Genomic DNA, 20,964 nt, shown 5'->3' with positions numbered 1-20,964 from the left:
CTACTAGACTGTGCCTGCGTTCCCCGATTGAATGCCAGCATCTCATGATCCTGGGTCATGCCAAACTCTACTTGGAAAAAGCTCGACACAACTGATTTTGCTGTGAAGAATCCTGATTGGATACCCGAGCTCGAGGCAACGGTACTCTTGCAGGACGCTCCTGTGACATTGTTAATCGACGGCACGCTAGAAATGTCGTCAGATTATGTTGACTGCTTCAAGACGCTAATTGATGGCTGGCTCACGAACCGCGAAACCATCGCTCAGCAGACCGAAGAACATCTCGACAGATTCTTGCCGGGCCGCAAGGTTCGCTTAGACGAGTTGTTGATCTGGGGAATCACGCTTCGTATCGATGACGATACCCCAGAAGCTGCCTCATTTTTCTATCGCATTGGTGGAGACTATAGCTCGGCTGCTTATAAGCTCGATGAATTCGACGACCGAAGTGTCGTTGAGCTCTCTTGCTGCTTAGACAATGGCGTCATGAATTGGACTGATCTCGACATTACAATGACCAACGATTTTGACTGACATCCCTGGTCTGCTGAAAGACGGGGAACCATGCTGTGAACCTGAGCAGCAAAGTCAGAGAGATTCTAGTGGAAACTCATACGTTGCCGCACGGTTACGGTCGACGATGATCTTTTGCATCACTGGGTTCGTCAGGCAAGGCATGTCCGACAATTGAATGCAACATTCGATGTCCCCCCTTCGTCACGCGATTGTAACAACCGATTATTTTTTGCGTGATTTCTGGATTGAATACGTTATACCTGAAAAGAGGTTAACTGATTTCGTCCTCGAAGGAGTTGGTCATGAAGCGTAGCCGATACCTGATCGCCGGTGGACTGTTGGTCCTCGGGTTGATCTGCGGACCGTTGTGGAGTACCGCGAAGGAAACGGAATCACCGGAGAAAACCGCGGTTGCCAAAGTTACGGGGGCGGAACTGTTTCAGCGGGAATGGTTGCCCGGCGATACCCGCAGTCATGGCGGAGACGGTTTGGGTCCGGTCTTCAATGACTCCTCCTGTGTTGCTTGCCATAACCAAGGTGGAGTCGGGGGCGGTGGTCCGCTTGGCAAGAATGTGAACATTATCTCTGCCGTCATGAATCACAGCGTCACGCCAGTCGTGAGGTTCCGGCCCCAACGTTCGGTTCCCGAACAACTTTTCCGTTCCCTCATCGGTTTGGACGACAACGCTGTCCAACCTCAAATGGTCAAAATCAGCGATGAAGCTGTCGCCAAGCGTCGCAAGCAATTGATCGAGGAGGTCGCCGCGATTCATCCCGGTTTCCGCACTGCGGGAAGTGTTGTGGTACATCATGGTTCGACGGCCGATGGTTACCCCGTTTGGCGATCGAAATTCCTCACAAATAGTTTCAACCAGTTTCAATCGATGCAGGCCTTTCCTGCAGCGAATCCGATGGGCATGATGAATGAGCCATTTGCGGGGGGCGGGGTTGCTGGGGACGTCGTAGTGTTTGCCGAAGAAGCAGTGTTCGCTGAGGAAGAGGCGGTTTTTGAAGAAGCACTTCCGCAAACGCAAGTCGCCCAACCTATGCAACATAGCGTCGATTGGCAAGCATTGAACAGTGCGAAAATGCAGGCTCGTCATGTTGGCAATCAGGTGATGCAACACGGCCACTTCACTGTGACCGTCACGCAACGCAACCCCACTGCGTTGTTTGGCGTCGGGGCGATGGATCAGGTTTCGGATGAAGCCATCGAAGCCGCCGCGAAACGTAAGCACGAGAAGTTTCCCGAGGTGAGCGGTCGCGTGGCCCGTCTGGCGGACGGACGGATCGGACGGTTCGGGTGGAAAGCGCAGAAGGCGACGCTCGAAGACTTCACACTTACCGCCTGTGCGGTGGAACTCGGTTTGAACGTCCCGGGACATGCTCAGTCCGGCAATCCGCTCGATCCCGAATACACCACCGAAGGTTACGACCTGACAAAAGCGGAGTGTGATTCACTCGTCAATTACTTGCACAATTTGCCGACACCGACGAAAAACCAACCGGCGGAAAAACCGTTGATGGAATACCTTTCCACCGGCGAACATCTCTTCGAGCAAGTTGGCTGTGCAACCTGTCATACGCCGGAACTCGGCGATGCGAAAGATATCTACAGCGATCTGCTGTTGCACGACATGGGGGCCGAACTTGGTGATACCGGAAGTTACGGCGTCTTCGTGCCGAACTCTCCTGGCAGTGAAGATGCCAGCCCCGTTCCGCAACTGACGGAACTCAAGCGAATGATGCAACCGGTGCAACAGCCGGCCGTATCTTTCGGCGCACAAGGTGAGCAGACGCAAGAAGCGAAAATCATCGGGGCATTGCAACAAGAATGGCGAACACCGCCACTATGGGGCGTTCGCGATTCCGCACCGTATATGCACGATGGTCGAGCCGACACTCTGGAACAGGCCATCGCATTGCATGGCGGAGAAGGCAGCCGCTCGGCTCAGTTGTTCTTCAGTCTCAAACCCGCACAACGACTTCAACTGATCTCGTTCCTGAAATCACTTTCCGCACCTACGGGAGAACTAGCTGCTCGTTAAGGAAATCAGTCACGTTCTCGGATGATCAACTCGAACGCCTGCCGGTGAATTCCGGCGGGCGTTTTTCGTTGAGTTCATTAAGGAACCGGCAACGGGGCCACTTCCACTTTTGGAGCTTCCGGGAGTGGGATCTCTTGGTTCGCCTCACTCGCGATAATCGCCGCTGCTTCGTCTTCGGGAACTAACCAGATCGAAACCCAGCCGTTGACCGCGATGATTCGGCGCACAAAGTAGCGAACTGGTTTCTCCTGCATTTTGAGTTCGATATAGCGTGGCATCTCGATGCGTTCGTCGATCATGCGTTCGAACTCTAATCGAATACCCCCCGAGGCAGCGGGCGGAGCATCTTTGGCTTTCTCTTCTTCGGTAAGTTCGCCTTCGAGTTTTGGCAAATCTTTGGCGATCATTTCTTGGGCCGTTCCGCGTCGCAGTAAGGTCTTCTCACCTTCTAGTTCAACCCCGAATGGGATCGCGATCAGTTGCGGCGGAATGTAGTACTGCGTCTCGACGAACTTGGTCTGGACGGTGAAATTCACCAAACCGTTTTCGACGATGATCCGCATGTTATCTCGGTCGAAAAACTTGAATCGGCCTTCGCGTTTGGGGCCGGTTGTTTGTGGGGCGGCGAAGTTCAGGTCCTGTCCGAACAGGTCGCTCAAGTACCGTTCGAATTCCGCCCGCAATCCTTTTTCGTCGAGGATGCGGTTTTCCAAGGAGGCTCGGTCGAGAAACGCAGTCAGTGCACTTTCATGAGCATGGATGGTGATCCCTGTCGGTTCGATGAACTCCACGGGCAATTCGCTGCCGCCGAACTCATCCGCCCGCGTGATTCGGTTCGTGAGGAAGACGAGCGTGTCGGTGGACCGGTACTCGGCAGCTTTCGGGTGCAGGTCGTACTTCTCCAGCCTTGCGAGTTGTCCTTCGCGGAGTGTTCTTTCACCTTCTGCGAGGCCGTTTCCAACTTCCTCGTCCAACCGCTCTTGCAGTCGCGAGACGACTCGTTGTCGCGTCATCGCATTGGCGTTCGGGATTTGTTTTTGCGCGGATTTCAGGGCAAAGTTTTCGAGGGCTGTTCCGAAGACTGGCAAACAGCTGATGGGTGTTTGCGGGTCGTACGGCATATTTCCCGCACGGGCTCCCGCGACGGATGGGGCCGTGCGAAAACCATCGGGGGTGATATAAATCGGCTTCATGGCTTCAAAGTCGGCTCGGCCGGCATTCCGCACGCGAATCTGACACCGCTCGCCGATCGTTTGACTGTTCGTGATGCCATCGACGAGCAAGTGAATTTCGGCAACCGAATCGTTCCGAACCACGTCGACGGTGGTCATCGTCGTGGTATCGCTATGTCCGCTGACCTTGGCGCCTTGGACGACTTCCTGCACCGGTTCAATTTGGCGATCGCGTCGGTCTGCGAGCGATTGCAGGTCGCCTTCGAACACGGAAGCGTGCGTGTCGTAGTTGAAGTACGTTCTTCGCAACCAACGTCCCAACGAGTCAGCCGCATCCCCGGCAATCTTCGCGACTACTTGGAACTCGTTCAGGATATCCGTCGCCAATTGCCCGGTGACATCCCGCTCGATTCGTCGCTTCTCATAATTGGAAACCGTCGGGATGAATCCGATCAAGTCGAACTCGACATCCGGGTTCGGTCGAGACAAAACGTCGCGGAGTTTTTCATAGCGAGTGATGGCGTCGTTCTGCGTCGCGGTGGCTGTGTCCCATTCAACGAGCAAGTTCTCTAAGGAATTGGCAAGAGCGACAAAGGGTTCGGAAGAAAGCGTTTTACGAACTGCTTCGGAGTGTGACGGCGAGAGCCGTAACCGTTCGCGGGTTGCCTCGACCGCAGCGCGAGAACTCACCGCCGCACTGATCGAACCTTTCTTGGCATCGTCGGCGGGTTTCGGGTTGAGCGATTGATCCAGCTCGTCGAGCAGAAGGTATTTCGTCCAGCCGTCACCTGTGTTCCGTTCCGAGTTTGTCTGGTCCGATAAGTGGGACTGGAGATTATCCAGTTGCATCCGGGCCGCCAGTACGGGACTTTGGCTGGCGACCCTTTCCAGCATTTTCAGAACTTCTTCGTAGAGTTCGGCCTTGATTTTCAATTGAGCCGACAAGAATCGGAGCAGGGTGCTTTGCCGGGGATCAGTCTCAGTCCGAGCGGCTTCCAGAAGTTGGGCGGCGTGTCGTTTCCATGTCTGGAGTAATTCGCGTTGAGCGGAAACGCTCTCCGGTTGTTTTTCGTAGAACGCCGAGATATCCGTCGCGATCATCTCCGCTAGCGATTTCCAGCGATCGCCCAAGTTTTCGTCTTGGTAGTCTGCTTTTTGCAACCCGGATGGCGGTCCGACAGGGAGCAGCCCTTGAAGCCCACTGGTTCCCGTCTGTTGATTGTTATTGCCAAACGGAAAACCGAACGGATCCTGCGCGACCGCTCTCGCTTCAACGCCGAAACCGATCCAAACGACTCCCAGGCAAAATGTCCACCAGAATTGACCGCGAAGGGTACAAAGCCAAGGAGCGCCGGTCATGGAATCCCTTTCAACCGTTGAAATTTTTTCGCCGTACGTCCATCGGCATCCGATCGAATGCAACGTCGGTTTTCGGCAGATCGGACACGGCTTTAGTCGGTCTTCATCCAATGTCTTCCACGAACGGTTGTAGCGTTTGTCTGGCCGACGGTGATCGTGGTGCGATCGCTATGCTGCATGCGAACCGAAAAATCGCGAATCTGATTGCCCAATCATGAAATTCCGCGAAGAATAGTTTCAAGCCACTTCGACGGGGCGGTGACGGCCGCCGAAAAAACTAAAAAACACTGTGGATATTCATCCGTGAACTTGCGAGAATGCGATGAGGTTGCACCGCGACGCAGGTGATGATGTACGTCTCCAACACCTCGTGCCGAGTTGTGGTCACTGGCTCACAGAGTTTCTCTCAACATCACTTAGATAGGGACCGTCCAGATGGGTTACGCACAAGAGTACGCCGAATCAGATCGATTCGACGGCCAGAATGCCTTCGCTGCGGATTTGTCACTGGAACACCGCTTATCATTCTTGCGGAAAGTGTACACGCACGTTTTCGGGGCGATCGTCGCGTTTATCGCGTTGGAAGCAGTGATCTTGAGCGTGCCCGCCATTCGTGACGCTCTGTTTGGCATGTTCATCGCCACCAACGGACTCATCTTGCTGGGCTTCATCGCCGTTAGCTGGATTTGTCACAAATGGGCCTACAGCGAGGTCTCCCAACAAACACAGTATGTTGGCTTGGCGGTCTACGTGGTGGCGGAAGCGATTTTCTTTGCCCCACTACTCCACATTGCCTCGGGAACCGATCCACGGTTTGCTGCTTTAGGCGGTAGCCCACATGTTATTCCGACCGCGGCGTTCTTGACGCTGCTCATCTTCGGCGGATTGACCGCTTTCGTCTTGTTGACGAAAACCGATTTCTCCTTCATGCGGGGAATTCTCAGCGTCATTACGATGGCCGCTCTCGGCTTGATCGTGGCGAGCTTCTTCACGCCAATCTCGCTCGGGCTGTGGTTCATCGTCGCGATGGTCGTGCTGTTCAGCGGTTGGATTCTGTACGACACTTCGAACATTCTCCATCACTTCCCGACTCACATGTACGTTGCGGCTTCGCTAGAACTGTTCGCCTCCATCGCGACCCTGTTCTGGTACATGATTCGCCTTGTGATGATGTTCGCCGGCGACGACTAATTCCAACCGATGGCGATGGTTTGACCTTTGGATCATGGGGCAGATATTCCTGTCTGCCCTGAATCCACGGGAACGGTAAACCCTAGGCAGCAACAATGTCGGCTGCACCGGCTTCGTTTCCGTTGCTGGTCTCCCGACGCGAATCCAATGACAATAAGAAAGCCCCGGAGAAGTTTCTCCGGGGCTTTCTTGTGTTTGTATCTCGTTGAGATCCGCCAGGTAGTGACGAATTAACGCGAGAGGAACGCCACGACCTGACCGACATCGACTGGAAGACTCACGTCTTCGAACGTCGGCAAGGTTGAGACCGTTGCGGTAAGGCTGTTGGCATCGAAATCGATCCAGCTGCACCGTTCTGGTGAACCTTCTTCGATGATGCTGGAGTACACGCCTTTCAGGTTCGGTCGGTTCCGCAGAGTGATGACGTCGCCGGGTCGCATCATGATCGATGGTTTGTCGGACTTGCGTCCGTTGATCATGAAGTGGCCGTGGACGATTCCCTGACGGGCTTGCGGACGAGTTTTCGTGAAACCGGCGCGTCGCACAACATTGTCGAATCGTCGTTCGCAGAGGACCAGCAACTGTTCGCCGGTGTTCCCCTTCATCGCGCGGGCTTTGTTGAAGTATTTCAGCAGTTGCTTGTCGCGAAGACCATAATAGAACTTAATCTTTTGCTTTTCGCGAAGAGCCAAACCGTAGGTCGACATTTTTCGCCGTCGTTGAGCCATCCCCGGCGGGAAGTCTCGTCGCTCTTGCGCTTTGATCGCACCAGCGTTCTCGAACACCTGCGATCCCAACCGACGGTTGACCCGACCCTTCGGGCCTGCGTAACGCCCCATTTTCCAAAACTCCCTGTGAGTTCACATGTTGTGTTGGTTGTCTTGACCGCCAAGACCAATTCAAGCACAACGGTTGGGAATGATTGGCGGCTGAAGGAACCAGACCGCGGGAAGATCGAGCTTCGTGAACGAAACCGATCCTGAATTCGCATTCTGAAAGGATACGAATGCTGCCCGATTGGGGCTCCACCTCGTCTCTTGCAATCATTCCCGATAACGTCCCAGACTCCGCACCGCGATCATCGCGTACGGCAGCCGCGAACTGGGAAAGCGTGAAGCTAATAATTCCGGCAGCGAATTGCAAGAGTTAGAGGGACCGGTCAACGGTGGTTTTCTTCAGCGGATAGCAGACAACATACCGCTGTTACATTAGTTACAGTCGCATCCGAGATAGTTCGGTATTACAATGACCGCATGACCGAAACGCTGCGAGGGCACTATCTCATCGCGGGCAAGCAGCTTCGCGATACCAACTTCTATAAAACGGTCGTTTTGATCATCGAGCATAGCGATGACGGGGCGATGGGGTTGGTCGTGAACCGTCCGTCTTCAATTCGCGTCTCGCATGCATTGTCCGAACATTTTTCCTATCCAGAGACCGACGAAGTTGTCTTCCTCGGCGGCCCGGTAGAACCGTCGGCGTTGTTCGTGTTGCATAACGCGGGGGATCTCGACGAGAAGGAATCCTGCGTGCTGCCGGATGTGTTCGTCGGGGGAAGTGCGGAAGCGTTCTCGCGTGTCGTTCAGGCGGCCGCCGCCGGAACACGCGAGGGGCTGGAAATCCGCGTTTTCTCCGGGTGTGCAGGTTGGGGGCCCGGACAATTGGAGAGTGAGCTCAGTCGCGGGGACTGGTACATCCTGCCTGCTGATTCTGATTCGCTGTACGACTCTGATCCGTACGAAATCTGGGACGAACAAATGTCCCGGCTAACGCAAAAGAACCGAATTCTACCGTCTGGACCGTCCGATCCCGAGTGGAACTGACGCGAGGATTTAGGGGTTAGGATTTAGGGACTAGGATTTAGAGGGCAGAGTACGTTGACGCCGCACTTTCTTTGGCACTAACCCTCGGTTCCTAACCCCGATTAGCGAATATCCGCTGGAGTCGGCGTTGGATGTCGCGTTCGAGGAGCACATCGCGTCCCTGGAGGATCCAGCCTGATGGTGCGGTCTGTCCGACGACCAAGTTCAGGTCCCGTTGGAGTGGCGTGTGGTCTTGGAAGGTAGCCCCGCCGGCCGAGTTGGCAGCCAGTCCGACGACATCTTCCAGTTCCTTATACGCTTCGACGGAAATTGTATAGCCACCATCGACCGGGGTTATGTGAACCACGACTTTGCGGCGAACCGATTGGAACGTGCTTTCGAGCCGGTTTTCGAGACCGATCGATTCACTATGCCACGGTTCCTGGATCCCCGAACCGACCTTGTAACGCGTTTCGATGATGCCGTCCAACCGACTTTCACGCTCGATTTCGAACGGGTATTCGTGGAGGACGTCGACCGTGCGTTCCCAGAGGTAGTCCTGATTGGTCGTGGCGACATACAGGGGCGCGTTGTTCGGTGGCAATGACGTGGTCTGCAGTAATTGGCAACCACTCGCCAACACAGCCAACGCATAAAGCCAAATTTGTACACAAGAATGAGGCATAAGACCCGCATCATTCGAGCTAGGGAGTAAGAAAGAGTTGAGAGTTCCGTAGAGAGAAGGGCGGGAGTTTGGCAAAAGTGCCAAAATGCGACAACCCCAATTTTCCTAAGAAATCAACGAAAGTTGATTCGTGTCGTTGGGGTGTTCAAACCAATGGAAAAGCAACCATTGGGGAAGGCTGAGAATAGCCAAAAAGAGAAAATTACCCGGCCAGGATTTGAACCTGGACTAACGGAACCAAAATCCGTGGTGCTACCGTTACACTACCGGGTAAGACAAAACTCAATTGTCTGGCGGATTCTAGACACTCATCGCAAACCTGACAATCCTTCTCCCCAATTGGTTTGCCACTTCCAGCAAAATTTGCCAAAGATTTCGCGAAAAACGCCAATTCGGACGGAATAAACTCGCTTGAAACCGCTCCAAATGATGGCACAATCCCGTCCGGGATTAGTATTCGCGCTTTTTTGAGACGATTGCGAAAGGACACTTTCATGAATCTGCGTAATTTGTTCACGCATGGCTTGGCAGTTCTGTTCATGGCCGGTTTGACCGTCGGCTTCGTGGGTTGCGGCCCGAAGGAAGCTCCACCAGCATCCGGCGATGGCGAAACCGAAGCTCCCGCCGAACCTGGCGATGGCGAAACCGAAGCACCTGCCGAAGCAGAAACCGAAGCGGAAGCTGAACCTACGACCGAAACCGAAGAACCCGTTGTGGAAGAAGTTCCAGACGTGGAACCTGAAAGTGGTTCGGCCGAAAAGAAAGACGACGAGAAACTGCCGGAATAAGTTTCTTGCCGTCGTCTGCGGTCTGGAGGTTTAACTCACTGCTTGTTTTGACCTTCCCCGTCGACACGAAATGAACTCAAGACGCCGTGGCCCTATGTTGCTGCGGCGTCTTTTTCTATGCTGTCTCGACAGTACTCATTTCTTAGTTTGGTCAGGATGGTCGCAAATGACTGCACCGTCACATGCAGCGTCGGCGGAAGAACTCCGCTGGCAGAAATTCCCCGTTCTCGATGATGGTTTCGTGTGTCTTGTCGATGTGATGGGCAACGATTCCTCCGTGGTTCAGGCCGCTCGTGTCAGCTATGGCGAAGGCACGAAGAAGGTGTCCGACGATCGCACATTGATCCGCTATCTCATGCGGCATCGGCACAGCACGCCGTTCGAAATGGCGGAAATTAAGTTGCTGGTTCGAGTTCCGATGGATTGCTGGCGACAGTGGATTCGTCACCGGACGGCGAACGTGAACGAATATAGCACGCGATATTCCCTCGCAATTGACGCCGCTCAGACGACCTCACCGGACGAGTGGCGAAGTCAGGCTGCGTCCAACCGGCAAGGGAGCGGTGACTTTCTGGCGTCCGAGCTTGGTGAAGAACTGACAGCCAGCGAGAAAGATTTCCAAGACCGTTCTCGCACGTTGTATCAGAGCCGGATCGAAGCCGGTGTTGCCCGCGAACAAGCCCGCAAGGATTTGCCGCTTTCGACGTATACAGAAGCCTATTGGAAGATTGATCTCCACAACTTACTGCATTTCTTGAGCTTACGGATGGATTCCCACGCGCAGCTCGAGATACGCGAATATGCCACGACCATCGGCGAGAAAATTGTTCGGCCGCTGTTTCCTGTGGTCTGGGAAGCCTTCGAAGATTACCGACTCGGCGGGCAGTTTCTCACGCGGCTCGATCAAGAAGTGATCGCCAAGCTGATGGCAACCGGCGGGCAAGAAAAATTGTCTCCGCCGTTCACGGACGAGCTATTTCTGCAGTGCCAGGATGACACTTGGAAAGACCTGACCCGATGTCGTGAACGCGACGAGTGCCGGGCCAAATTGCAACGGATGGGAATCTTGAAGTCGGACGAGGCGGCTGCATCATGAGTACTTTCGGACAGTTCCCCGGCACACGGATGCGTCGTAATCGCCGTCACGACTGGTCTCGTCGGCTCGTGCAAGAACACACATTGACCGTAAACGATTTGATCTGGCCGGTCTTCGTGAAAGAGGGGCAGGGCGAACGCGAAGCAATTCCGTCAATGCCGGGTGTCGAGCGGTTGTCGATCGATCGTCTTGTCGATGCGGTCGGTGAAGCGGCGGAACTGGGCATTCCGGCGGTTGCCATTTTTCCCGCGACCGATCCCTCCCTCAAAACCGATGATGCTCGCGAAGCCATTAATTCGGAGAATCTCGTCTGTCGCACCGTGCGAGCCGTTCGCGAAGCTGTTCCAGACATCGGCATCATTTGTGACGTCGCACTTGATCCGTATTCCAGTCATGGCCAAGACGGTTTGGTCAAGGACGGATATGTCGTCAACGACGAAACGGTCGAAATGCTTTGCAAGCAATCTGTTGTGCAAGCGGAAGCGGGGTGTCATGTGATTGCGCCGTCCGACATGATGGACGGCCGCATCGATGCCATTCGATCCGCTTTGGACGAAGCCGGTTTCGCTGACGTGCAAATCCTGGCGTATGCGGCAAAATATGCGTCGGCGTTTTATGGTCCGTTCCGTGACGCGGTGGGATCGTCGGGAAATTTGGGCAGCGGCGACAAACGCACGTATCAAATGAACCCTGCCAATGGCGACGAAGCCCTCCGGGAAGTTGCACTCGACATCGCCGAAGGAGCCGACATGGTGATGGTCAAACCCGGAATGCCGTACCTTGACATTGTGTACCGTGTGAAAGAAGAATTTCGATTGCCGACCTATGCGTATCAAGTCAGCGGCGAATACGCGATGCTCGCCGGTGCAGCGGAGCAAGGTTGGCTCGACCGTGAAAAAGTCGTCCTCGAAAGCCTGCTGGCCTTCAAACGCGCCGGTGCCGACGGCGTGCTGACGTACTTCGCTGTCGAAGCAGCCCGTCTGTTACAGGGTAGAGAGTCATGAGTTGCGAATAGACGTCAATCTCAGAAAACTATCGACTCTTAATCTACGACCCTCTACCCTCTACACATCGCGATCAGACTCCGTAGAATACTCGCGTTCCTGCCCTGAAACCTGACCTCCGAAAAGTCGTTCCATGTCACAGCAATACATTTTCTCGATCGAAAGTCTGACCAAACAGTTTGGCGATAAGGAAGTTCTCAGCAACATTTGGCTGGCGTTTTATCCTGGCGCGAAGATTGGTGTGCTGGGGAACAACGGTTCCGGGAAGAGTACGCTACTCAAAATTATGGCCGGTGAAGACACCGACTTCATGGGCACCGCGCGGCCGATGAAGGGCATTCGCATCGGGTACTTCCCACAGGAACCCCGTCTAGACGAATGGAAAACCGTCGGCGAATGTATTCAGGATGCGGTCAAGGAATCGCAGGCGATTCTTGATCGGTATAACGAAGTGAACATGAAGTTCGCCGAGGTTGATCCTGATGAAATGGACGACCTCATCGCCGAACAAGCGAAACTTCAGGATCAGATCGATCTCAATAATCTCTGGGAACTCGATCGCCAAGTCGAGATCGCGATGGACGCCATCAACGTTCCACCGGCGGAGGCCGAGATCGCGAAACTTTCCGGGGGTGAAAAACGCCGTGTCGCGTTGTGCCGACTGGTATTGCAAGCCCCGGATATGTTATTGCTCGACGAACCGACGAACCACCTCGATGCGGAATCGGTCGCATGGTTAGAGCAGTATCTCCATAAGTTCCCGGGCACGGTCGTTGCGGTAACACACGATCGGTATTTCCTCGACAACGTTGCCGGTTGGATTTTGGAACTCGACCGTGGACGCGGTTATCCGTATGAAGGAAATTACTCCACATACCTGGAAAAGAAGGCCGCCCGGATTGCCGTCGAGCAAAAACGCGAATCGAAACGGCAAAAAGAATTGGCCCGCGAACTCGAATGGGTGCGGATGTCGCCGAAAGCTCGGCAGACGAAAAGCAAGTCGCGGCTCGATCGCTATGAACAACTTGCCGCCCAACAATACGATGCGCGTGACGATGCACCGGACATTCAAATCCCCGTTGCCCGGCCGTTGTCCGATTTGGTCGTGCGAGCCGAGAATGTTCGAAAAGCGTTCGGCGAGAAATTGCTATTTGATGACTTGAACTTCGATCTCCCACGCGGGGGGATTGTCGGCGTGATCGGCCCCAACGGAGCGGGGAAAACGACGCTGTTCAAGCTGATCGTTGGCCAAGAAGAACCCGATGGCGGTACGCTGCGGATTGGGGACAGTGTCGACATTTCCTACGTCGATCAAACTCGCGACGCACTTGCCGCCGACAAAACCGTGTACGAGGAAATCTCAGGTGGCGTCGATCAACTCGAAGTCGGCGGAACGCGGATTCACGCCCGGGCGTACTGCGGACGTTTCAATTTCAAAGGCACCGACCAACAGAAGAAAGTCGGCAAACTCTCCGGCGGGGAACGTAACCGCGTCCACTTGGCAAAGCTACTGCGATCCGGCGGGAATCTGTTGTTGCTCGACGAACCGTCAAACGACTTGGACGTCGATACCCTGCGAGCACTCGAAGAAGGACTCGAAAGTTTCGGCGGCTGTGCGATGGTCTCCAGTCACGACCGCTGGTTCCTCGACCGCTTGGCGACGCACATTCTCGCTTTCGAAGGTGATAGCAAAGTCGTCTTCCACGAAGGCAACTTCGAAAGCTACGAAGCCGCCAAGAAAAAACGCGAAGGCGAAGACGGCGCCCCAAAACGATTCCGCTACCGACCGGCTACCGCATGAATCGGGGCAGACGATGGGGGGCATTCTCGGGTAAACTAAAGAGCGGAGTCGTTCTACTTTGAGGATGCCATGCCAATTCACGATTGGACCCGAGTTCACGACGGTACGTTCCACGCATTTCATTTGGCGTGGATTGCTCAGCTTCAGCAAGTGCTTAACGGCGGTGTGTTGCCTCCCAACTTTTACGCAGTGGGAGAGCAAAAAGCCGGCGTGATTGGGCCGGATGTGTTGACGCTGCAAACCGGCGAACCGGAGGAGTCACGAGTTTCCGATGAATCACTGGAAGGCACAGTTGCAGTGGCCGAAGCGCCTCCGCAGACCGAGATTGTTGTCGAAGCCGACACCGAAACTGCGTTCTATTTGAACCGCCAACGTTCCCTCGTGATTCGGCATGTCAGCGATGACAGAGTCGTAGCGATTTTGGAAATCGTATCGCCAGGGAACAAGCATAATCAGCGAACAACGGAGGCCTTTCTGCATAAGCTCGTGGGAGCGTTGCAGCAGGGCATTCACTTGTTGATTGTGGATGTGTTCCCAGCCGGACGATGGAGTCCCGGTGGTGTTCACGGCTTGGTGTGGGACGATTTGACCGCTGCTGAGAACAACGTCATTCCAGATCGCCCGCTGATTTTGGCGGCGTATCGATCGGGGGATCCGCCCATCGCCTATGTCAATTCGATTGAGGTCGGTGACATGCTGCCGGAAATGCCGTTGTTTCTGACTCGCGAACGCTACGTCAACGTGCCAATGGAAGACACCTACATTTCCGCCTATGCCAGCATGCCAAATCGTTGGCGGTCCGTATTGGAAGCGGAGTGATTCAGAACAAACCGCTGTCGTCCTCTTCGGTTTTTGTTGTGCGTTTGCGGCGGCCGGCTTTGGTTTTGTTCGTGTCTTTCGTTTCGGCGGTGCCGGTGTTGTCGAAAGGTTCGAGGACCGGTTGGCCGTCGTCGTCGAGGCGGGTCAGTAGTTCGATGCGTTGCTCGGTGCGGTCGAGGACGGCGTAACATTGTTTCAATAATTTGACGCCCTCTTCGAACTGCGTCATGGATTCGTCTAAGCCGAGCGTGCCGTCTTCAAGTTGACGGACAATCTCTTGCAATTGCTCCAGCGATTGTTCGAACGAGGCTTCGGATTCCGGCGTTGATTTCTGACTCATGATTCCAAGTGATCGGCAGAAGTTGGATTGATTTTGGTGGGTTCCACGGTTTCGATGCGGCTATGCAAACGGCCGTCGCGGAGCAAAATTTCGAGCGGTTCGTCCGGTTGCACGTCGCGAATACTGCGAACGACCGGACCCGCATTGTCTTTGCGAGCGACACAGTAACCCCGCGCGAGAACTTTGAGCGGGCTGAGACTGTCGAGCGTTTCCGAGAGGCCGACGACGCGTTGACGCTCTGAGGCGAGGAGACGTCGCATGGACTTGGTGAGCCGTTCCGACAGTTCGTCCACGGTCCGCGTTTCTTGATGCACGCGGTCGAGCGGTCGGGCAAAGACGCGACGGGTCGCGAGGTTTTCAAGGGTACTGCGAGCGGTTGTGATGCGGCCACGCAGTCCAGCGATCAAGCGGTCTTGCAGTCGACTGACTTCCGCGCCCACTTCTTGACGGTTCGGCACGACAAGTTCGCCGGCTTCGCTGGGCGTGAGTGCACGCACATCGGCGACGAGGTCGGAAATGCTGACATCGATCTCGTGTCCCACCGCACTGACGACGGGCAGGGGACAATCGAAGATCGCGCGGGCCACAGGTTCTTCGTTGAAGGCCCACAGGTCTTCCAAGCTTCCTCCACCACGGCCGACGATGATAACATCGACATCGGCAATCGACGGTGCCAACCGAATCGCAGTTGCGATCTCTCCGGCGGCTTTGTCACCTTGAACGGCAACGGGCAGGACGACGACATCGCATCCGTTCCAACGTCGTGTAATGACTTGCAACATATCGCGGACAGCGGCTCCCGTTGGACTGGTGACGAGAGCAATTCGCTTGGGAAACCGAGGCAATTCGCGTTTGTGTTCCGGGTTGAACAACCCTTCACGGGCGAGTTTTTCTTGCAACTGGCGGAATGCCAATTCCAGAGCACCAACGCCCTGGGGCAACAGTTCTTCGATGATCAACTGATATTGGCCACGAGGCGGATACACCTCGACACCGCCAATCGCGACAACTTCCAAGCCGTCTGTCAGGTCGAATTTCAGTCGTGAAGCCGAACCCCGCCACATCACGCCCCGGATTTGTGCGTCAGCATCTTTCAGCGTGAGATACACATGCCCCGAACCGGCACGCACGCAATTCGACAACTCCCCCAACACCGCCACGCGGGGGAACGTCATTTCCATCACGCCCTTAATCTGCTGCGTGAGTTCGGCAACACTCAGTGGTTCAAGTTCAGGCATGAAGCTTTGGATGTTTGAAGTCGGAAGGGGAAAGTTTGAAGCACGGTAGCCGACGTGATTGAATTGCTCACATCAAACTTCTGGCTTCGAACTTTACCCTTGTCCAACATTCTGGATGTACTGAATGGCGCGAGATATATCGCCGATGGGGTCTTGGCCGGCGGTTCGTTCTGCGACGAGCCAGCCTTTGTACGGTGTTTCATCGAGGAGTGCGAGGAATTCATCCCACACGACATCGCCGCGACCGACTGCAACTTCCACGCCGCCACCATCGACATCGTGGACCGCGTCGCGTAGTTGCACCTGTTGGACGAATTCGTAGAGCGTCCCATAGGCAGAGGACACGTCGCTATCGCCCATCACAATGCTAGCCGGGTCGAAATGAATCCCAATCGGGCCTTCCTCGACGGCTGCGATCAACTGGTGAATATTGGCAATGGAATCGCGGGACGGCGTGAGTCCCAACACGACGCCGATGTAGTTGGACGTGCGGGCAATGTCGTTCAAAATTTCCACCGCAGATCGGAAAGCCGGTGAATCGGGATCGCTCGGCACACGTCCTAAACGAGCCGTCATGGTTTTGGCCCCCAGTTGGTAACTGAATTCCAATCCGCGTTTGATGCCGCCGATCCGAGCGTCGAGATGGTCCGGATCCAGCAGATACGATCGCAACGGAAACGTGGTGGCAGCGACGGTCAATCCATGCTCGCTAAGGAAGTGCAAGAGGTGGCGACGTCCGGTTTCCGACAATTCCGACTCGACTGCCTCATTGCGGATATCGAGTTCCACACCGGTTGCGCCAGACTCCGCGGCGGTCTGCATCGCACGTTTCAATGGTTGGCGAAAACATCGGGTCGCCACAGCAAAGCGTAACGGTCGCATCAACAAGGTCCAGGTTTGAATTCGCGGTCATCACGGCCGCATTGTAACGACCAACCCACAACCGCGCGAAGCGAGGTCCTTGTTCAATTTGACACATCTGACTCGTCCGGCTTCGCGATCGCTTCACCTTCTTCAAGTTCCTCGACGTCTACCTTCAACTGACCATCTGATCCCGACGTAACGATGATTTTGGTCTGCGTTTTGAGTTTGATCTTCGAAACCGGCTGGGCGGCTTCGTTCGATTCCGATGCCGACAGAAATTCGATTTGACCAGGCAGACATTGCTGGTGAGACCGCGTGAATCGCGAAGGCAGGCTGAATTCACGCTCATTGCTCCGATACCGAATGTCCTGTTCTGTTCGGTTTGTCACTTGGAAAACGATCGCTTCGGACTTGGGGCGTCCGAACAATTGAACCGCGAAGTACACGCCCGTCGTCTCACTTTGGACGACCGCGACCCCGGTTTCGGTGACCGAATCTCGCAGCATATTTTTGCGATGGCCAGGTGATTCTTTCCAACCGGTCACAAAGCGTTTCGCCAACGGCTCCGTTTTGAAGCCTGTTGTTCGAAACTGATAGGCAATGTTCTCTGCGATCAGACACAACTCATAATCTTCCGCTTTAGCACGTTCGGCAGGAGTTTGTTCATCGGCGTTATGCCCGTATCGCCCCGTCCGAGCCATGTAGCTCGCAAACTCCTTGGCGGTTTGAGTCAGTGTCTTGTCGATGGAGAGGGCGGCCAATTCCTTTGATTCCCGAAATGCATTCGTTTGCTCAATGATTTGACTCGCCACTTGTGACAGGTCCGCCTTCGACTTCGGCTCGTACGGTCCCACCTTTTCCACCGTGATCTGCTGCACAGCCGAAGAATTATCGTCTTCCGCGAACGCAACTGATACCTGACTGGTGAGCAATCCGACTAACAAAGCCAAGGTGCTGGTGGGCAATTTCTTCATCGTTTATCCCCAATCAGAGGTTCTCGATTCTTGTTGGTACTCTTAACTATAGACCTGAAGATTTACGACGGACAAGGATTTTCGCATGACGGATTTGCAACCACCTTGGGGGTTTCGACACCAGCCTGCGTACAGATCGCTCCATCGCTGAAAGAATTTCTTCTTGGAACAGGTTTTGCACGGCAAGGGGTCATGCAAGTGTTGCACGCTTGAAGAAAGTCACGCACTTGAGTCGTTATGGAGTATTGAAGACTAGCAAGCAAGAAAGGAATGCAATGAAGTGGAATTGCAAAGTCGCAATATGGACTGGCCTACTATGTTTGGCCACGATGCCAAATGTTAGCCAAGCCCAAGTCGGCGTTGGAACGGGTGGATTTGGTTACAACTATTACGGAGCCGGCGGCCCGCGTTACGGGTTGAACTACGGCCGTTATGGGTTCGGATATGGGTTAAATCCCGGGTACGACAATACCCGGTTACCTTCCGAGTATAATTACAATTACAGCGGTGCGTATCGTCGCGGATTCAATACCGACATCAATCCCTATGCCGGTTATGGTTACAACCCATACGGCTATGGACGCTACAACGATCTCGATCGAAACGATGACTGGTACTATGATTTCTATGATCGAGACTACGGAGTCAGTTACGGTGAAGATCTGCTAGGAAATTATCCGTACGACTATAGCAGTCCGTATGACTACAGTAACTACTTCGATGTCGATGCAGACGACTTGCTCGACTAATGGTTCAGCGCGGTTCGCGTAGTCATCGGTTACATAGAATACTTGAAAGATCCTAGAAGGAACTCCAGTATGAAAATAACATGGAAAACAGCGATCCCAACACTCGGTTTGTTGGTTGCAGCGTCTGGTCAGTTATATAGTCAAGATGGAACAGTTCAACCAAACGGCCAACGACGAGCAATTGATAAGACCGAGAAAGATAGCAACTCAGATCGACAGACCAGACGGTCTCAAACGAGTGCTCGCAATGAACGGAGTGAGTCGGACCGACAAGAGGCTCTGCAACATTTCTTAGCCGGTTACTATGCTGGCTATAACGAGGGCTACTATGATGGGTACGATGATTCGTCGCTCATCATTGTCGAGACAATTGAAAAGCGATCTCAGGAACGCCGGGAACGCGACGCGCAAGCCAATCGGCCGGAGCAAATGCAACAGCAGCGCGAACGGATGCGACAACAACTTCGCAACCAACATCAGTTCCCGGATCGCGCTGGTTTGCAGGAAGTGAGCGGTGAGGTGACCGACCATAAAACGGTACCGATTCACGGGACCGACACCGAACACTTGGTCGTACGACTGAAAACCGATTTTGGCGATCGCAAGATTGTCGATTTGGGACCAAAACAAAATCTCGAATCCTGGGATATCAAAGAAGGTCTGCGATTGTCTGTTCAAGGGCAGAGTGTTCAAACTCAGGACATGCGAGTCATTGCGGCTCGGCGTATCCATGCGGATGGCGAGACGGTCGATGTCAAATACATGCGACCAAAATTTGTCAAAGACGCTGCACAGAAAGCTGATGAAGACCTTGAAGACTCTAAGGACCAAAGTCGGCGACGCAATCGCTAGACGAGTTGTACTGAGACTTCTATAGAAAAACAAAAACGACTTGGCGATTTCTTTGCCAAGTCGTTTTTTACGTAAATGCCGTTATGGAGGCACTTGTAAAATCATAATTGTCACGGCACTGGGGTGCTGTCAATCAATCCTGGAAACGTTGTTCCAGCCACGGGTCGCCGTAGTTACGATGGGGTAGCCATTGGTGCCTTGTCGCTACTCCTGCAAAAAAGCTACTTGGTCGGCCCGTCTGCGGCAAGCTGAATGCGGAAGCGTGTGGCGAAAGCCACCGTGAAAACGCATGTGCGACGCTCTCAGGCTTCCTGTTGAAATTCCTGACTAAAGCCCCCGGCCAGCAAACGCGAAGCCCTGACCGGAAATACGGGTCTCCGTCGCACTCGTGTTGACTAAGCCATTGCCCGGAGTGCAAATTCCCATCCATGGGGGTAGCTATCCCATTTCTCGCCTCGGTCGACCGTGATGCCGTTCCATCACCTCAGTATCACGGATCGGCCGAGCAATTTTTTTAGGTGATGATATGCCGAAAAAACGATCCGCAAGAGCAGAACAACTCGCCGCCACCACTCGAGCCAAAGTGAAATACTTTGTTCACCATGCTTTGTCTCCACCGAATTGGATGATTGTACCGGACCAACCCACACCTGATTGCAACCGGTTATTTCTCATCGGCCGCGTATCCAGAAATGATCAATACGAAAACGGAAACGCTCAGGATCAAGTTGACGACATGAGGGACATTCTACAGACGCGAGGATTCGTGATTGCTGGAGAGTATACGACCCAGGCGTTGGGACATGACCCAGATTGGGTAGAAAAAGTTGTCGATGAAGCGGAGAGGCTTGATGCTTATCCGGTTTTCGAAACACCCGACCGATTGATTCGTCCGCACAGATTCCACCCAGAATTGCGACCTTTTGCCCCACAAACGCAATATGACATCAACACGGCGGAACGATTTGTGAAAGGTAGGAACGTGTATTTCATGGTTCATCCGGATACGACGCCGGAAAACCAAGCGGGCTATCAGAAAAAACGTGGTCAACGAAGAAAAGGCAACAAGGGAGGAAGGCCGTGTAAGTTGACCAAAGACGAAAAAATGGCAATTGTCGTAGGACTGTTCAGAAAAGGTTACTCGGTGGCAGAGATACTTGAACATTTTGCTGCTGAGTACAGGATCAAGCTTTCCAAAAGCACGCTCTACCGATGGCTATCGACGTGAGAAATGATTGAGTTGACGCATCGACAATGTTGGCTTTCCCATTTTTGTTCGAGCATGGAGCCTAAACCATGAATACTAAAGAAGTTCGCTTAATTTCGAACAGGAGGAAACCTCTAATACGGGGGAGGATCCTAAATTCAAGCCATTTTCAACCCTCATCACCAGCGGAATTTACAGCAGATTTGAACCGCCTCTCTCGATGGCTTGAACTTCCAGCATCCAAATCGATTGCCGCTGATTAGTACTCCGAAGGCTTTGAACTACCGCGTGATCGAGAGAAAAAGCAGATACAGGAGCGAATACAACGCAAGCGTTGCGATGTATGGATCGAGCAGCGGTAGAGTGGGATACAGACGGTAACAACCAAAGCACAGTAACCTTCTAGGTCGCCGTGCTTCTTTTCTTCCCATTTTCCAACTCAATCATTTGATGCAACGA

Annotated in this window: 19 protein-coding genes and 1 tRNA gene; 12 read left to right on the top strand and 8 right to left on the bottom strand. The window is 53.9% G+C overall.

Features of this window, described 5'->3' with window-relative positions; translation table 11 throughout:
* Positions 1 to 57: 57 nt before the first annotated feature.
* Complete coding sequence (locus AC5DDB_RS04475) at positions 58 to 534, top strand: hypothetical protein (RefSeq protein ID WP_491738476.1); 477 nt, start codon at positions 58 to 60, stop codon at positions 532 to 534.
* A 284-nt stretch (positions 535 to 818) separates the two neighbouring features.
* On the top strand, positions 819 to 2,564 hold the full coding sequence (locus AC5DDB_RS04470; RefSeq protein WP_491738475.1) for a di-heme oxidoredictase family protein: 1,746 nt from the start codon (positions 819 to 821) through the stop codon (positions 2,562 to 2,564).
* Between the two features lie 77 nt (positions 2,565 to 2,641).
* Here the strand turns inward: AC5DDB_RS04470 and AC5DDB_RS04465 are convergent, their stop codons facing one another.
* Positions 2,642 to 5,095: a hypothetical protein gene (locus tag AC5DDB_RS04465; protein ID WP_491738474.1), complete on the bottom strand. Its 2,454-nt coding sequence runs from the start codon at positions 5,093 to 5,095 to the stop codon at positions 2,642 to 2,644.
* A 435-nt stretch (positions 5,096 to 5,530) separates the two neighbouring features.
* Here AC5DDB_RS04465 and AC5DDB_RS04460 point away from each other — a divergent pair, with 435 nt between their 5' ends.
* Positions 5,531 to 6,286, top strand: coding sequence for a Bax inhibitor-1/YccA family protein (locus AC5DDB_RS04460; protein WP_491738473.1), 756 nt, complete (start codon positions 5,531 to 5,533; stop codon positions 6,284 to 6,286).
* A gap of 230 nt (positions 6,287 to 6,516) precedes the next feature.
* On the opposite strand, the gene rpsD is transcribed toward AC5DDB_RS04460, so the two are convergent.
* A complete protein-coding gene (gene rpsD / locus AC5DDB_RS04455; protein ID WP_491738472.1) occupies positions 6,517 to 7,125 on the bottom strand; it encodes a 30S ribosomal protein S4 in 609 nt (202 codons plus the stop codon).
* Between the two features lie 414 nt (positions 7,126 to 7,539).
* Between rpsD and AC5DDB_RS04450 the strand changes: the two genes are divergently transcribed.
* The gene (locus tag AC5DDB_RS04450; protein WP_491738471.1) at positions 7,540 to 8,109 is read left to right on the top strand and encodes a YqgE/AlgH family protein; all 570 of its coding nucleotides are present in this window, start codon (positions 7,540 to 7,542) and stop codon (positions 8,107 to 8,109) included.
* Between the two features lie 91 nt (positions 8,110 to 8,200).
* Here AC5DDB_RS04450 and AC5DDB_RS04445 read toward each other — a convergent pair whose 3' ends face one another.
* On the bottom strand, positions 8,201 to 8,773 hold the full coding sequence (locus tag AC5DDB_RS04445) for a hypothetical protein (protein ID WP_491738470.1): 573 nt from the start codon (positions 8,771 to 8,773) through the stop codon (positions 8,201 to 8,203).
* A gap of 202 nt (positions 8,774 to 8,975) precedes the next feature.
* Positions 8,976 to 9,046 (bottom strand) — tRNA-Gln (locus AC5DDB_RS04440).
* Between the two features lie 221 nt (positions 9,047 to 9,267).
* Here AC5DDB_RS04440 and AC5DDB_RS04435 point away from each other — a divergent pair.
* From AC5DDB_RS04435 to AC5DDB_RS04415, 5 genes are all read left to right on the top strand, one after another.
* Positions 9,268 to 9,561, top strand: coding sequence for a hypothetical protein (locus tag AC5DDB_RS04435; protein WP_491738469.1), 294 nt, complete (start codon positions 9,268 to 9,270; stop codon positions 9,559 to 9,561).
* Between the two features lie 166 nt (positions 9,562 to 9,727).
* The gene (gene thyX / locus AC5DDB_RS04430; RefSeq protein ID WP_491738468.1) at positions 9,728 to 10,657 is read left to right on the top strand and encodes an FAD-dependent thymidylate synthase; all 930 of its coding nucleotides are present in this window, start codon (positions 9,728 to 9,730) and stop codon (positions 10,655 to 10,657) included.
* Positions 10,654 to 11,661, top strand: a complete 1,008-nt coding sequence (hemB, locus tag AC5DDB_RS04425; protein ID WP_491738467.1) for a porphobilinogen synthase — start codon at positions 10,654 to 10,656, stop codon at positions 11,659 to 11,661. The genes thyX and hemB overlap by 4 nt, the downstream gene beginning before the upstream one ends.
* Positions 11,662 to 11,794: 133 nt before the next feature.
* On the top strand, positions 11,795 to 13,462 hold the full coding sequence (gene ettA / locus AC5DDB_RS04420; RefSeq protein ID WP_491738466.1) for an energy-dependent translational throttle protein EttA: 1,668 nt from the start codon (positions 11,795 to 11,797) through the stop codon (positions 13,460 to 13,462).
* 69 nt (positions 13,463 to 13,531) lie between these two features.
* Positions 13,532 to 14,281, top strand: coding sequence for a DUF4058 family protein (locus tag AC5DDB_RS04415; protein WP_491738465.1), 750 nt, complete (start codon positions 13,532 to 13,534; stop codon positions 14,279 to 14,281).
* Position 14,282: 1 nt separating this feature from the next.
* On the opposite strand, the gene AC5DDB_RS04410 is transcribed toward AC5DDB_RS04415, so the two are convergent.
* From AC5DDB_RS04410 to AC5DDB_RS04395, 4 genes are all read right to left on the bottom strand, one after another.
* On the bottom strand, positions 14,283 to 14,621 hold the full coding sequence (locus AC5DDB_RS04410) for an exodeoxyribonuclease VII small subunit (RefSeq protein ID WP_491738464.1): 339 nt from the start codon (positions 14,619 to 14,621) through the stop codon (positions 14,283 to 14,285).
* The gene (gene xseA / locus AC5DDB_RS04405) at positions 14,618 to 15,859 is read right to left on the bottom strand and encodes an exodeoxyribonuclease VII large subunit (RefSeq protein ID WP_491738463.1); all 1,242 of its coding nucleotides are present in this window, start codon (positions 15,857 to 15,859) and stop codon (positions 14,618 to 14,620) included. Before xseA ends, AC5DDB_RS04410 begins: the two co-directional genes overlap by 4 nt.
* A gap of 93 nt (positions 15,860 to 15,952) precedes the next feature.
* On the bottom strand, positions 15,953 to 16,741 hold the full coding sequence (locus AC5DDB_RS04400; protein WP_491738462.1) for a sugar phosphate isomerase/epimerase family protein: 789 nt from the start codon (positions 16,739 to 16,741) through the stop codon (positions 15,953 to 15,955).
* Positions 16,742 to 16,824: 83 nt separating this feature from the next.
* The gene (locus tag AC5DDB_RS04395) at positions 16,825 to 17,697 is read right to left on the bottom strand and encodes a CAP domain-containing protein (protein ID WP_491738461.1); all 873 of its coding nucleotides are present in this window, start codon (positions 17,695 to 17,697) and stop codon (positions 16,825 to 16,827) included.
* A gap of 329 nt (positions 17,698 to 18,026) precedes the next feature.
* On the opposite strand from AC5DDB_RS04395, the gene AC5DDB_RS04390 reads away from it, so the two are divergent.
* The 3 genes from AC5DDB_RS04390 (at position 18,027) to AC5DDB_RS04380 (ending at position 20,526) form a co-directional block, all read left to right on the top strand.
* A complete protein-coding gene (locus AC5DDB_RS04390) occupies positions 18,027 to 18,446 on the top strand; it encodes a hypothetical protein (protein ID WP_491738460.1) in 420 nt (139 codons plus the stop codon).
* A gap of 69 nt (positions 18,447 to 18,515) precedes the next feature.
* Positions 18,516 to 19,298: a hypothetical protein gene (locus AC5DDB_RS04385; RefSeq protein WP_491738459.1), complete on the top strand. Its 783-nt coding sequence runs from the start codon at positions 18,516 to 18,518 to the stop codon at positions 19,296 to 19,298.
* 526 nt (positions 19,299 to 19,824) lie between these two features.
* Positions 19,825 to 20,526: a hypothetical protein gene (locus tag AC5DDB_RS04380; protein ID WP_491738458.1), complete on the top strand. Its 702-nt coding sequence runs from the start codon at positions 19,825 to 19,827 to the stop codon at positions 20,524 to 20,526.
* Positions 20,527 to 20,964 lie beyond the last annotated feature (438 nt).

The organism is Thalassoroseus sp., assembly GCF_984380535.1.
This window is presented reverse-complemented; position numbering and strand designations above follow the sequence as displayed.